9 protein-coding genes are annotated in these 14,465 nt (G+C 43.4%); 1 reads left to right on the top strand and 8 read right to left on the bottom strand.

Annotated features, from left to right (window positions below; genetic code table 11):
- Positions 1-136 precede the first annotated feature (136 nt).
- The 3 genes from AAFP14_RS07975 to AAFP14_RS07965 all read right to left on the bottom strand — a co-directional run bounded on the left by AAFP14_RS07975 (position 137) and on the right by AAFP14_RS07965 (position 5,217).
- Complete coding sequence (locus AAFP14_RS07975) at positions 137-3,358, bottom strand: PAS domain-containing sensor histidine kinase (RefSeq protein ID WP_341731757.1); 3,222 nt, start codon at positions 3,356-3,358, stop codon at positions 137-139.
- 106 nt (positions 3,359-3,464) lie between these two features.
- Complete coding sequence (locus AAFP14_RS07970; RefSeq protein ID WP_341731756.1) at positions 3,465-4,595, bottom strand: aldo/keto reductase; 1,131 nt, start codon at positions 4,593-4,595, stop codon at positions 3,465-3,467.
- Positions 4,596-4,710: 115 nt separating this feature from the next.
- Positions 4,711-5,217, bottom strand: a complete 507-nt coding sequence (locus AAFP14_RS07965; RefSeq protein ID WP_340524078.1) for a bifunctional nuclease family protein — start codon at positions 5,215-5,217, stop codon at positions 4,711-4,713.
- Between the two features lie 212 nt (positions 5,218-5,429).
- On the opposite strand from AAFP14_RS07965, the gene AAFP14_RS07960 reads away from it, so the two are divergent.
- Positions 5,430-6,143, top strand: coding sequence for a riboflavin synthase (locus AAFP14_RS07960; protein WP_341731901.1), 714 nt, complete (start codon positions 5,430-5,432; stop codon positions 6,141-6,143).
- Positions 6,144-6,354: 211 nt separating this feature from the next.
- On the opposite strand, the gene AAFP14_RS07955 is transcribed toward AAFP14_RS07960, so the two are convergent.
- The 5 genes from AAFP14_RS07955 to AAFP14_RS07935 all read right to left on the bottom strand — a co-directional run bounded on the left by AAFP14_RS07955 (position 6,355) and on the right by AAFP14_RS07935 (position 14,025).
- A complete protein-coding gene (locus AAFP14_RS07955) occupies positions 6,355-7,254 on the bottom strand; it encodes a glycosyltransferase family 2 protein (protein ID WP_341731755.1) in 900 nt (299 codons plus the stop codon).
- A 15-nt stretch (positions 7,255-7,269) separates the two neighbouring features.
- Entirely contained in the window at positions 7,270-9,552 is a 2,283-nt protein-coding gene (locus AAFP14_RS07950) for a hypothetical protein (RefSeq protein ID WP_341731754.1), read from the bottom strand.
- Positions 9,553-9,600: 48 nt separating this feature from the next.
- Complete coding sequence (locus AAFP14_RS07945) at positions 9,601-10,962, bottom strand: serine hydrolase (RefSeq protein ID WP_341731753.1); 1,362 nt, start codon at positions 10,960-10,962, stop codon at positions 9,601-9,603.
- Positions 10,963-11,168: 206 nt separating this feature from the next.
- Entirely contained in the window at positions 11,169-11,624 is a 456-nt protein-coding gene (locus AAFP14_RS07940) for a helix-turn-helix domain-containing protein (RefSeq protein ID WP_341731752.1), read from the bottom strand.
- Between the two features lie 202 nt (positions 11,625-11,826).
- Positions 11,827-14,025: a protein kinase domain-containing protein gene (locus AAFP14_RS07935; RefSeq protein WP_472851030.1), complete on the bottom strand. Its 2,199-nt coding sequence runs from the start codon at positions 14,023-14,025 to the stop codon at positions 11,827-11,829.
- Between the last annotated feature and the right edge of the window lie 440 nt (positions 14,026-14,465).

Genomic DNA, 14,465 nt, shown 5'->3' with positions numbered 1-14,465 from the left:
CTTATATCAAATCCGGTAGGATCTCAATTATTCATCTCTCTATTCTCGGACTCTGTGTCCTCTGTGTTCTCTGCGGTTAAACTATTCCGATGCAACCAGAAACGACATTATTTCTTATTCCTTATTCCTTCAAAATTCATAATTCATGACGCTTGAATAAAGCCGCAGGCAGAAAAACTTTAAAAGTAGAACCGGAACCAATTTTACTTTCAATTTCAATATCGCCACCCATCATCTGACAAAAACGCTGACTGATAGTCAGTCCCAAACCCGTACCGCCGTACTTGCGGGTAGTGGAATTATCCGCTTGAGTAAAAGGTTGAAATAGTCGTTCTTGCTGCTCTTTAGTCATGCCAATTCCTGTATCTTTAACTCGGAAAATTAAAAAGTCTGAATCCAAAATTAAGATTTGAGTAACTGTCGGTTGATATTTATTTTTTAATGCTTCACTGGTAATTCTGGTGACATCAAGTTCAATCCTGCCTGCTGTCGAAAATTTAGCAGCATTGCTCAATAAATTCAGTAGTACCTGCTGCACTTTCATCAAATCAGCGTGCATAGCACCGATGCCATCGCCAATATTTACGTGCAAAACATTACCGTTTTTCTCCATCAGTGGTTTGACTGTTACCGCCACTTCCTCAATTAAGCCACCTACATCGAAGCTTTCGAGACAAAGTTCCATCTTGTCAGCCTCAATTTTCGAGATATCCAAAATATCGTCAATTAATCGCAACAAATGTTTGCCAGCATTACGAATTTTGTTTAAATCCGATACAGTCTGTTCGTTCCCTAACTCTTGGGCATCTTCGACCAGTATATCGCTGTAGCCAATAATCGCGTTCAGGGGAGTCCGTAACTCGTGGCTCATATTTGCCAAAAATGCACTCTTGGCGCGGTTTGCCAGTTCAGCCGCTTCTTTGGCCAACTGCCACGCTTCCTCAGCATCTTTGCGTTCGGTGATATCCCGCAGGGTAGCAACCACTGCTTCCACGCTGCCGTCGGTAGCGCAAACCGGGCTCAGAATATACTCGTAGTCCCGTATTCCCCAGGCTGCGGTAGGGACGATTACTTCGCCTTTGGCGGGGATGGTGGTAGCAAATACAGCGTCGCACTGTCGGTGAACTTGCTCCATAATTTTGGGAGACCAACCCAATTGTTGCCAACTTTTACCAATCATTTCTCTGGGATTCAAGCCAGCAGCTTGAGCCGCCGTGCGACTGACGTAAGTGTACCTTCCTGATTGGTTAACTAAAAAAATTAGGTCTAGGGATGCGCCCAGAATGCCGTCAACAGTTCTGGCGTGTCTGGCCACTTGAGCTGTCATTTGTCTGACGGTGATGGAACCACGGACTCTGGCTGAGAGTTCTAGCTGCAATAGTTCGTTGGATTGTCTCAGGAATACGGTGCGTTCTTCGACTTGTATTTCTAGCTCTTTTTTAGCTTTTTCTAGGGCAACTTCTGCCAGTTTTCGATCGCTCACATCTGTAGAAATTGTACCAACTGCATAAGCAACTCCTTGGGGGTTGTAGAGAGGAAATTTGAGGGAAATGTAGGTGTGCTGTCCGTCGTCTTGAGGGACAACCTCTTCGATGCTGAACGGTGAGTCCTCCTGGAGAACTTTCAGGTCGTTTGCTCGCAAAGTTTCCGCTTTTTCTTTGGGAAAAATATCCCAATCAGTTTTACCTGCTATTTGCTCTTGGCTGATATGAAATAAGGTTTCAAAATAGCGGTTGACTAGGAGATATTTTCCTTCTAGATCCTTAATGTAGATCACTGCGGTTGAGTTGTCTAAGATTGCTTGTAGTAATCCTTGGCTATTTTGTAGCGCTTTTTTAGTGTGTTCGCGATCGACTATCTCTCGCTGCAATTCTAAGTTGAGGCGGTTTAAGTCTTGCAAATTTTGTCCAGTCTGATTAAGATCGATCGAGCAGCAATTAGTCTCTTCTGTTCTGGATATTTTTTGGTCTGAATTGGATTCAGCGACTGGTAATTCTAGTTGTTTGAAACTTAAAGGTTTTGGGGAAAAAGCCTTAGACCCATTATCAATCAATAATTTTTTGTAATTAAAATCGACTGTTAACTGAGGCTCTAAAATGAATGGTTTTGGAAATAAGTTGGGAAATTTATCAAATTTTAACTCGTCCAACACTGGCGAATTATCCCCGCCCTGGGTCTGAGAAGGAATTAACCCAGGGGCTGGTGTTTCTTTAGTTCCCCCATCGCACAGTCGCGATCTCCCATTGGCTTGGCGGGCGATCGCCATTGCCAAGGCCATTGGCAACCCTAGGGAAGCCCCACACAATCCCACAATCAGCCCATAATTTTCCAGCCCGGTTTGGGCGATTCCCCTGACTAAAATTACTGGGGGGTTTTTTCCTGAAGAATTTAGGGTTTTTGCTGCTACTGTATAGGTTTGATTGCCTATTTTGATTTCCTTGGCAACTGCTGTACCACCGGCCATCCGTGCTGGTTTTAGTAGCAATTGTTCCATAGACCGTAAGTCTGGCAAAACTTGATTTTTGTTGACGGTTTGTGCATTTACCAAGACATATTTGCCCTCCTTAATCGGTGCATAAATACCGTAAAATCCATCGACCATTGCCTTGACACTTTCCCTAGGGGCAACCATCGGCTTTTTGCTCAGATTTTTGCCGAAAACTAAAGTAGCAATAACTGTCTGATTTTGGGGAGTATTTACGGGAATTGCGGTGTAAGTAACCAAGACATTGGTGGCGCTAAATCCCGCCGACTGCCGGGTTGGGAATTGTTTTTGTATTGCCGATTGACCAATAATTTCGCTGATGGTAATTGGTTCTTTTTTCGCTAATACTCGATCGACTATTTTTTGAGGATTAAATTTTTTTCCCTGCTGCTGGGGATTAGTGCTAACAATTATCTTGCCATCTTTGCCTACTAAAAAGGCACTGTCTATTTCCCCTATTTTGACTTGATTTTCGAGAATTTGCTTGACAGATTTTTGCAAATATGGTGATTTTTTGCCACTATTGTAAGCTATGGCTGTTTGGGCGATCGACTCAGTATCAAAAAAGTTTGGCAAACTCCAAGCCCAGCGATCGAGTTTGAGATTATAGTTAATTTCACTAACAGCTAGTTCTGATTTAGCTTGATTTTGCCGTTGGCTAAGTCCCGCTGTCCATATCATCCACAGCGCCGCACCTGCAAGTCCCACTGGCAAGAGGATTGCTAAAACCACGAGTCCCATTAGTTGTTGGCGGGTGAGAAACAACTTTTCATTCCCACCAGGGCTGACAACTGGCGTGAATTTTTCGGAACTTTCTGTGATATTTGGCTGCGGACAATTTGACTGACCGTTGTTTAACTGAGTCTGAGCCATAGGAGTAGATGCTAAATCGGTAGTAGATGCGGGCTGCCTAATCTAGAGGATCGGAATGTTACTGTTTAAATTCTGCTCTTAATTACCTTGAAAAACCAGTTTTTTTTTAATCCCACAACCGCCTGCCCCATTTGCCACCCAGTCGCTGGTGACTATCTGCCAGCAGGCCCGGAATATCTAACTTTTCGGGACAGCGGGGCAAACAGTCGCCACAATCTGTACAGCGGTTGCCCTTGTTTCCGGGAAACCAATGTCCAGCGTTTTCAAACATAGCGTAGCGGTATTTCCCAAAGTCAGTCATGTCGCAGCCGACAGCGAGATTGCGAAGTCGTAATACTTCAGGAATGTTGATGTTTTCTGGGCAGGGCAAACAGGCATAGCACTGGCTACATTTGTTCGTTCCCAGACTGGATGCCATTACAGATTCTAAGCGATCGAACGCAGTAATTTCGATCGCACTCAAGGGAAAGTCGCGATCGCCACATCTGAGTGGTTCCTCTAATTCCATCGGGTTGGCTGCCCCCACACTCAAGGTCCCAATCCTAGTATCACTCAATAAAAACCGATAATTCAACTCTAGGGGTGAGAACGGCCGACACATTTCTATCAGAGTTTCGGGCGGAGTGTAGAGTTGCCCCCCTTTGTCTGCAGGAGAAATAATAAAAATGCCCAGATCTTTTTGGCTGGCTAGTTCAATGGCCGGGGCGTTGCGCTGAAAAAAATAGTAATAATGCAGATTGACAAATTCAAACAAATCTGTATTGATAGCGGCCAGAATTAGCTCCAAGGGTCCGTGAGTGGAAAAGCCGACGTGCCGAATTCTGCCATCGGCAACAGCTTTGTCTACACTTGCCATACAGCCTGTGTCTGCTTGTACCCAAGCCAAATGTTCCCAAGTATTTAAACCATGAATTGCCAGACAGTCTAGGTAGTCTAAATTCAGCCGTTTTAGCGACTCATCAATCGAGCGTTCCATTGCCTCCGCATCGGGTGTTGGCGAAATTTTCGTGGTGACGTGCAAGCGCGATCGATCCACAGCCAACCCAGCCGACAGGGCGACACCGAGATATTCCTCGCTGCAACCATAACCAGAGGCTGTTTCTATGTGATTGATGCCCAGAGACACAGCCTGCTGTACCGTCTGGCAGGCAGTTTCCTCAGAAGCCAAATAGCGCATGGTTCCCAAGGAAAATACGGACAGTGGCAAGTTCGTTTTCCCAAACCTTCGATAGCGCATATAGCAGAAGTAAGAAGGCAGAAGGCAGAAGGAAAATCCAATAAAATCAATGGTTTGAGAAATTAAAATTTTCCTAACTGCCGAGAACGTTTCTATACATAACTACACTACACTACTACGAAGTTTCTCCCGAACTAAAGCCACTGCCTTTAATCAAATCCTCTGGACGAAGATTTGAGATAAATTCTCGGAAAGCTCTACGTTCGGCTTCATCAGCATCTCGATCGACCGGTATGGAAGCATCAGCGATCACTTCTTCCATCACCCAGATGGGGCTATTTGTCCGCAGGGCGAGGGCGATCGCATCGCTAGGTCGGGCATCGATTTCTTTTTTAACTTCTCCCTGACGGGCGATCAGTACGGCATAGAAGGTGTTATCTTGCAGGGAGTGAATCACGATTCGCTCCAATGTGAGATTCCAGGCTTCTAAGAAATTGACCATGAGATCGTGAGTTAAAGGTCGAGGAGGCTTGTGGCCTTCCAGAACACTGATAATCGCCTTGGCTTGCTCTTGACCAATATAAATAGGCAAGGCGCGTCGCTCTGTAGCGTCTCTCAATAAGACAATAGGACTGCGCGTGGCTGCATCTAAGGCAATTCCAGCGACTTTCATTTCAATCATTCGATCGGCCTCATAGAATACTGTAAGGCGGTGGAAAACTTGGACATCAAGATGGCCTGAATCCAGTATGACTTGATCTTCGCCTGAATCTACAACCGATCGCACTCAAAATAATCTACCGAAAGAGGTAATAAAACCAGGGATTGCTACCTCCCATCGAATTTTGGCTGTGGTTTGACGTGAATCCGCGATCGAAATACCATAAGATACCCATGTTTACAGGACTAATTCAATCTCTCGGACAACTGAAGTCCCTAGGAAATGACCGCTTTCAAATTTCCTGCACCTCCAGCAGCTCGCACCAGATTTTACACGATTTGGCGATCGGCGATAGCGTAGCCGTCGATGGTGTCTGTTTAACAGTAGTGTCCGTTTTGCCCCAAGGTTTTGTCGCCATCGCTTCCCCCGAAACCCTCAGACGCACTAATCTCGGAGCATTCCCCGATGCTATTGTTAACTTAGAAACCTCCCTACGCGCCGGCAGTAAGTTAGGCGGACATTTTGTTACCGGGCACGTAGATGCGATCGGCACTTTAGCCACATCAACCCAAACCGCCAACGCCTGGGAAATGCGGTTTACTGCCCCAACAGCCATCAATTCAGGATGGCAACGTCAAATAGCACCTTACATTGTTCCCAAAGGCAGCATCGCCGTCAACGGCATCAGCCTGACTGTCGCAGATTGCGATGCAGACGGCAATTGGTTTGAAGTTGCCGTAATTCCCCACAGTTTTGATGAGACAAACCTTCGCTATTTGCAGCCAGGAAGTTTAGTTAATTTAGAAGCAGATATTTTAGGCAAATACGTCGGCAAGTTCCTCCGTAGCAGTTATCAACTACATCCCGAAGCCTGGGAAGAAACCCCAGCCATTAACAGTTTGGCAGACATTACCCCGGATTTTTTAGCCGAACACGGCTTTATTTAATCAGATTTATTTCTGAGTAGGTACAGCCGGAAAAATTTTTAGGTGGTAAGTAAATCCACCTAATTAAACGTAAGATACAGGTGGCTAAAAAGCTTGCTGTATCAGCATTCTTCACCTCTATCTTCCCCCCTTGGGGGGGGCTAGGGGGGGTTCTTCTTCCTTCTTCATTCTTCCTTCTTCACATCGATCTTCTTCCTTCTACTTAGCAGTTTCAACCACCTAGTTTCCGAGCCTCATAATCCTTCTTTTCCCATAACAATCCCGCCACAATCGCCACCTGTGACAGCAAAAATAACCCGGCAATTAATAGCTTTTGAATACCTGCCGTGTGTTTCCAGGGGTAAGCCAGTAAATTCAAATAAAATGACGGACTTTGCAGTTTCCCTTTAGTCGCAGTTTGAGCAGTAACTTGCTGAAACAAGAAAGCACCTTTACCGTAATTGAATTGCTGTTGCCAAAATTGGTGCAGTGTCAGTTTGTGGGCATGATAGACAATAACTTCGGGAGCATAAATGGCGTTATACCCAGAATTAAGCCACCGATGGCAAAATTCCCGGTCTTCTCCAGCGAAGAAAAAACTTGTCCCAAAGCCACCAATTTTTTGGAAGGATTCAGCCGGAAGGGCAAAATTGTTGGAAGTGAAATATTTTGCGCGATCGGGAATAGCATTATAATAACTGTAAAGGTAGTCGATTAATTGCTGGCTTGCCGTAGAATATATGTTATCAGTAAGTGCATTAATAATTCGACCTCCAATTAAACAATTTGGTGTTTGGGTAAATCTAGTTTCTAGAGTTTGCAGCCAGTTAGGTGCTACAGTACAATCATCGTCGGTAAACACTAGAAATTTCCCCGTGGCTGCACAAGAACCAGTATTTCTGGCTATGGCTGGTCCTGAATTACGCTGGGTTAAAAGTATGAGATTTAAGTTGTTTTGAAACGGAGCAACTGTTGATACTAAAGATATTTCGGTACTATCATTAACGACTATAACTTGAAAGCGATCGCGGGGATATTCAAGTTTAGCAAAAGACTGGAGACAGGTCGTCAATTTTTCAGGACGAGCATAGGTAGGAACGATAATTGAAAATAAAATTGGCTCTAGGTTCATTATCACTGATATATTTCAATTTTTCAAACGATACAGCACTGGTGCGGTATTAAAATCTCTACCGAAAACTGGTTCCAGCGGGCCCTCGGCACCAGTCAGCTTAGATAGAGCTTTTCTGGTGGCTGCGTCTGTATCAGTCAATGGCCCGAATCCAATTATACTAACCTGATTTTGCCGCAGGTTGTCAATCCATCCAGAAAGTCTATCTGCTCTAAAAGGTACATACAAAACTTGCCTATTCAAATTTTTTCCGTAAAAAAGGTAGCTACGACTACTCAAAAAAAATCCAATTTTTTCAGAGGGCACAGTATTCTGATTAAGATATTCGTCAATACCACGATACAGTGCTGTGCGAGCAACATCTCGCTGTTCCCTCCAATTCCCAATTACTATCAATCCTATACAGATACCAATAATCACTAGGTAATTTAATTTATGCCTGAATTTAAATAAATTATTTTCCCAGCCTAAGCGGGGATTTGTTTTTAATAATATCCCAGCCACCACTGAGATTGACACCAGATACAATATCGGGTAGATAAAAATATCGTTCCAACTGCTAGCCAATATTTTTCCTATAGTCTTAAGAGCTTCTAATGGATTAGACTTAAAACTGTCAATCAGCAAACCTCCCCACACAATACTATCTCCCGTAAAAGAAGCATTTTTAATATAATCAAAAATTGTATTGCTCATAATTCCCAAAAAAGTGCTAATCACCACCACCTTCACCACAAAACCATTGCGAGTTTTCAACAGAGTTGCTGTAGCTGCGGCTGCGATAGCCAGTACACTTAAAAATGGAAATCCGTATCTGAGGTTAAAACCGAGTAGCGGACTTATTTCACCCATCGACTCTCCCCCAGTACCAGAACTGTAAGGTGTAATAAGATACATAATTCCTGTACTGGCAAGCAGTACACTCAATATAATAGTATTTTGATTAATTAGTTTATTTTTAGCTGTTGCTAAAGCCAGAGGTGCGGCCAATACCTGCAAAAAAAGTGCCATGAATGGCACTTGCAATCTAATCATAATTTGCAAGCCGAGAGTTTTCCAGTGATCGATATTGCTAGGATTGAATTGAGCGGCTAAAGTGCTTTGCCAAATCTTGAAATGTGGCGAATCTGGCTGCTTAGGGAGTCCCGGTGTTGGTGGCTTTACTGTGGATGGTATGGTAACTGGTTGTAAAGGAAATTTAATCTCTTTACTATCAACTATAGGATGATTGATATGCAACAAATTTCTGCCATACCAAAAACCTCCTAAAAGTAAGAAAAAAACTAGACCACATAGCAAGATAGGCTTAAAAAAATAAATGATTTTAAATTGATTTTGTGTAGGAGTTTTATTAACTACAAGTTTATGAATTTCTAAGATTCCTAATCCGATTAAAAGTGAGACTGCATAGACTAGACCAGTTATTTTAATTCCCGCTAGCATTCCCGTGGTTGCCAAAAATAGGGATAGTTCAGATAAGGAACGGCTTTTATAATAAGAAAAACCTAAATATAAACCAACTGTAAATATGGCAGATACCGGTAAATCAGGGTGAATCGTGTTAACTTGGTTCAGCATCATTGGCACTGTCAAGACTAAAGCTGACGCTGCCATCCCATGAACTCTAGTTGCGCCAAAATTAACACTCAAAAGATAGACTGAAAGTCCCTGAATTACCCAAGCAATTAGCAGGGGAAAGGCTACTAAGAAATCTGATTTGAAGGGAAACAAACACAAGACAGACAAAATATGCCAATTGTAAGGATATACTCTCGCTTGTTCTTGTTCAAAAATCCAGTTGCCCGTGGCATCTAATAAAGTCAATGAACCAGTTTGATACCATCTCGCAATTGCAGGCAGATGAAACCACAATGAATCATAATTGGTTATCGGTTTAGTGGCGAGATTTCCCAATAGAAAAAATCCTACAAAGCCCACTGAAAAAATAATGAGCCATTCCCATTGATTGAGAATTTGATTGACGAATAATTGGTGGGGATTGAAAAATTGAATAATTTGATTCTTTAGTAAATAATTTAGAATCAAACCTAATAGAAATATTCCCAATTCTGCTAAAATAACTCCCGCAATATTTAAGACATCAAAACTTCCTAAAATCAACCCTGTGGAGACTTGTACAATGCTCCAGCCAGTCACACAAATTAGGCAAAAATGGGACAATGAATAGTTGTTTCTTTGTTGATGATTGAGAAGTGCCAGAAAAAAAATTAAGGGAATCGGACTGACTAAAATCATCAGAAATAAAATTAATTCCCACAAATGTTGTGCTACGAGCATAGCTACAATTTACTCCCTATTTTGATGACTCTGTTTGAATCGTGTTCACTAAAAATCGGGGTGGTTGGAAATATAATTGGCGATTTTGGCGATCGACTTTCGCATTTCTGTATCGCTGCCACGGCTGTTGTCAATTACAGTGATCACATAGGCTTCACCGTCAATACTCATTGCTAAAGTTGTGCCGAGTACCAGGGAATTTTCTCCAGTTTTTTCACCTAGCCACTGTGCTTTAGTTCCTTGCAAAGCTGCAAATCCCAAATTGCGATCGTACTGTCTGTTGAGAGTCTCCACTAACAGTTTAGCACCGGGTGTTTCGCCGTTGTAAATTTGTACCATCATTTCGGTCAGTTCGTTAACAGTCAATCGGTTCGCACCACTACCAGGGTTACTAGGCATAATCTGCGCTCCCATTAATTTGAAGTTGACACGGGTTACTTGGTAGCCACGATTTGCTAAGAATTGATTGATGTAATCGGAACCCAAGTAATCGATAAGTTGATTGGTGGCAATATTGCTGCTGCGATCGATCATTTCTTCTAACAGTTTCTGTAGCGGGTAATTGCGATTGGACAAAATCGCCGTCGATGAGTCTTCAGTAAAATTACCCGAATCAACAAATACTTGTTTGTTAAGACTGATTTTTTCTTGTGCCACTTTTTGCATCAGGGCCACAGCAATCGGCAGTTTAATTAAGCTAGCTGGACTCGCTGGAGGTGAATCGCCTCGCAGGTGAACGCAGTCTCTGGAAAGGTGGCAAATGCCGATCGAAGCTTGATTGGATAAGCCACTTTCCCTGGCAACAGAAGCCAAAAAATCGGATTTTGCTTGTTTGACTTCCAAGCTGCTGGCCGTCAGATTGTTGCGGTATTCTTGAATTTTTGAAGCCGTTAAACTCGCTAAAAATGAATTTTGTGGAATTTCGTACAAATTGTTCAGGGCTTGTTGCCACAGAAATTGAATTTTCTGCGCATATTCGAGAGACTGATTTGGCTCTCGTCCAGCTTCTGCCGCTTCGTTTGCTAAACGAACTGCTTGCTGTAAGTTATCGTTAGCCCGTTGTTCTACTAATATTTGAACCTCGACAGATTGCAACTCCTCTATGAGTTTTTCAGGAGTATTCGCATTGAAGGGAACTAAGCGGGAAAGTAGAGTGGGTTCGGGAGAGGGAGACGGAGGTTGTTCTAATTGACTGATAATGCGATCGCGGATTTTGTAAAGTTCGTCCAGGGAACGCTGATTTGATGATTGAGAAAATGAACTGGCGATCGTTAATACCTGAATCAGTCCAATTCCAGCTACTACTGCGACAGTCTTGTTTGTTGCCGAAAAAAAACTCTTTATCCCCAGCATGGTCAACTCCTGAACACCACCACACTCAATATAAGCAGCTATGGTTACAAGAGTCAAACCATTTTAGATTGTAGATTATAGATTCTCGATTGGAGACTGAGGAATCCTATGCAAACATCAACGGCGACGCTAGATCAAAAAAGGGCGATCGATCAAAGGCGATCGCCCCACACTATATACTAGAAATCTCTCATAATTCCGGTGTTACAGGCCCGACAGCCTGCTCAAGACCAGCTTTTTGCCAGATATCTACTACATACGATCTACTTTCGCCGTCGGCGCCGCCCATCGACACCCAAGCGATTCAGGTAGTCCCAGCCACGTTGTGGCCAGACATGAGTGTTACCAGTCTTTTCCGCAATCCAGCGAGCTACTTTGGGCCCGGTCCAATTTCCTCCATCGGGGGCTAACCCTTGCAGCGCTTGTCGCAGTTCTTCTTGCTGTTCTGGATTCAGCAAAGATTTAGCAGGAGGTGGCTGGCGGTCTCCACTGCGGTTTCTCACAGAGTCAGGTCCTTCCCGGTTATAGCGCTGGACAATTTCTTTGGCATAGTCGTAGTTAATACCTATAACTTGAGCCGCTTCTTTGATAGTCCAATTTCTGGAAACCAATAATAGCAAGTGCCAGCGACGGGACTCTGTAGTGTTGTCGGCCTGCCGGTAGCGAATTTTGAGTTCCTCTGCCGTCAGGTGAGATTCTAAGTGGGCTTTAGGTGGCATTCCTCCATCGGGGCATCGGGAACTTCTCTCCATATATCTTTGGCTTTGGCTATTATTCCGGATAAAATCCTGATTCGGAGATATTTCGGCAAATAGAAAGCTTGTTTTACCCCCGATGGTAATCCTTGGGCGACAACCCCCCAAGGACTAGGCTAAGTGGATGGATAAACGTAGTCCTTAGACCTTCTTCCCGCTTCTAAAATTAAACCCTAACGTTCTGCCAAATCTTAATTGTTTTATCACTACTACCGCTAGCAATCAATTGTCCTTCTGGGCTAAAATCAACAGAAAAAACCGAATTTGTATGACCACCAATATTACAAATTTCTTCGCCATTTTTGAGTTGCCAAATCTTGATAATTTGATTACTACTACTGGCAATAGTCTCGCCATCAGGACTAAAAGCAATGGAATCCACATACCAAGAATGACCTGTAATACTTGAAATCTCTTGCCAATCTTTCACCCACCAAATTTTGATAGTATTGTCGTGACTGCCACTGGCAAGAAACTCTCCGTTGGGACTAAAAGCGATACAGCGCACGCAGTCTGTATGTCCAGTAAGCGTCCGAAGTAGTTTCCCATCTTTGACTCGCCAAATCTTAATTGTTCTGTCCCAACTACTGCTAGCCAAAATTTCTCCATCGGGACTGAAAGCAACAAAATAAACTAAGTTTATGTGACCCGTTAGTGTGCGAAGTTCTTGCCCATCTTTAACTCGCCAAATTTTAATTGTTTTGTCCCAACTACTACTAGCAATAGTTTCGCCATCGGGACTAAAAGCCAAGCCATAAACTGAGTTAGTGTGACCAGTAAGGGTGCAAATATCTTGCCCATCTTTCATGCGCCAAAATTTGATATTTTTGTCCTGGCTGCTGCTAGCCAGTATCTCTCCATTAGGGCTAAATACTACTGTCTGAACGGAGTTAGTATGTCCGCTCAGGGTAGTAATTTCTGCTGCTGTTTCTACTTGCCAAAGTTTGATGGTTTTGTCATCGCTGGCGCTAGCAATAACTTCTCCGTTCGGGCTAAAATCAACACAGGAAATTAAATTTTTATGACCTGCCAATGTGTGAATACATTGCCAGTTATTAGTCTGCTTTTGGCGCGGAGTGACCGAGGATATAGGTTGAGTGGGCTTGCTATTTATTTGGGGAGTGGTCAAATTTATAGTAGCTTTGGGATTCAATATTTTTAATACTTCAGCCGCCGTTTGATAGCGGCGATTAGTAGCATTTTCAATCATTTTGTCTAAAATTTGACCCAATTCTTCAGAAACTGGGTTGTTGCCTAAATAATGTCGCCATATCCACGTATCTTCACCTGGATCGAAAAGGTCAAATGGGGAAACTTGAGTTAGTAAATAAAGGCAAGTTACGCCTAAACTGTATAAGTCGCTGGTGAAAAATGCTTTACCTCTGGCTTGTTCTGGGGCGATGTATTCGGGGCTACCAATGCTAGTTCCTGTTTTGAGTAATGCTGTACCTGTGGCAATTTTGGCAGCCCCAAAGTCTACTAAAACTAATTGTTGGTCTGGGCGGCGAATTATATTTGCTGGTTTGATATCTCGGTGAATAACATTGTGTGAGTGAATGAAGTGAAGTACGGGCAGTAAGCGATTTAGTAAGTCTTGAATTTGACTCTCTGTGAAAATGCCTTCGGTTTCTAAAATTTGCGCTAGGTTTTGCCCGTCGATAAATTCTTGGACTACATATTGTCGGTTGTCTTGGGTGGAATATGCTAATAATTCGGGAATCTGAGGATGTTTGCCTAATTCGTCTAATCGCATTGCTTCTTGTTCAAAAAGTTCGGCTGCTTTTTTGCTGTTGCGATTGCTGGCTGACGGTATTAGTGGCGTTTCCGGGGGTAAAAATTGTTTGATGACGCAGCGAGGCTTTGAGGGTTTGTCTTCGTCAACGGCGAGCAATGTTCTCCCAAAACCGCCTTGTCCTATCGCCTTGAGTGCTCGATAGCGATCGCGCAGCAGCAGTTTCGAGCGACAATTTTTGCATAGTTTGGCTGCGTCGGGGTTTTCTGGCTTGGAACAGTTAGGATTTAGGCAGTAACTCATGGGATTTTGAATTTGGGATTTGAGATTGGTGACGATCGCGCCTTGAGATATCCCCTTACCGCCAACGCTGTTTGATTTTTCGGCTGGATTGAAACGGAAAACTTTTTTAACTCTTGATCGACAATCTTCTCTAGGAGCAGAGTTTACCACGGAGCGAAAAACCTCTGTTGCCAAAGCTCGATCGCGCTTACTGTAGGCTGGTGTCTTTTTTTTTCGAGTAAAGCCAATTTGGTCAAGGCCCGTGAGATGGTGTGTGAGTGGAGAAAGTCCTTCCCAAGGTAATGCCATCTCAAGTGTGGTTGGATTTTGAGGAGCCTTAGCTGGTTTCACTTCATTTTATGCGATCGGTCTTTCGATCGGCATTACCCGCCAGCTACCAAAGTACCACCCTGGGAAGTCAGCTATTTGGGCAGACCTTCACTCCCTTCTCTAATCAATGGACTGCTTTAGCCATAACTACATATATATGTGTACCGCTAACCTGCTGACATTATTACTCCCATGTTCCACCCAGATCAATGCTATCTACCCACAGCAGAGTCCCGCCCCAAAACCCACTTTCCGGGTCACTCTTGATACTAACGGCGAAAAAGGGATCAGCTTGTAGGATAGCGGAGGGATTCTTAAGAGCCGAAAGCCATAGGGTGTATAGGTTCAAAAAAAACTCAAAAATATTTTCACAAAACGCTTGACAACATCTTGCGGAATAAGTATATTAATAAAGCGCCGGAAGGGAAGCGGTTCACTGAACCACCACCGGAAGGCAAACA

The sequence above is a fragment of the Microcoleus sp. EPA2 genome (assembly GCA_020882975.1).
GTDB lineage: Bacteria > Cyanobacteriota > Cyanobacteriia > Cyanobacteriales > Microcoleaceae > Microcoleus.
This window is presented reverse-complemented; position numbering and strand designations above follow the sequence as displayed.

Excerpts from the sequence above, each read along its gene's own strand:
- AAFP14_RS07940 (WP_341731752.1), bottom strand. The coding sequence starts at position 11,624 with ATGCCACCTAAAGCCCACTTAGAATCTCACCTGACGGCAGAGGAACTC.
- AAFP14_RS07950 (WP_341731754.1), bottom strand. The coding sequence starts at position 9,552 with ATGCTCGTAGCACAACATTTGTGGGAATTAATTTTATTTCTGATGATT.
- AAFP14_RS07955 (WP_341731755.1), bottom strand. The coding sequence starts at position 7,254 with ATGAACCTAGAGCCAATTTTATTTTCAATTATCGTTCCTACCTATGCT.
- AAFP14_RS07970 (WP_341731756.1), bottom strand. The coding sequence starts at position 4,595 with ATGCGCTATCGAAGGTTTGGGAAAACGAACTTGCCACTGTCCGTATTT.
- AAFP14_RS07965 (WP_340524078.1), bottom strand. The coding sequence starts at position 5,217 with ATGATTGAAATGAAAGTCGCTGGAATTGCCTTAGATGCAGCCACGCGC.
- AAFP14_RS07960 (WP_341731901.1), top strand. The coding sequence starts at position 5,430 with ATGTTTACAGGACTAATTCAATCTCTCGGACAACTGAAGTCCCTAGGA.
- AAFP14_RS07975 (WP_341731757.1), bottom strand. The coding sequence starts at position 3,358 with ATGGCTCAGACTCAGTTAAACAACGGTCAGTCAAATTGTCCGCAGCCA.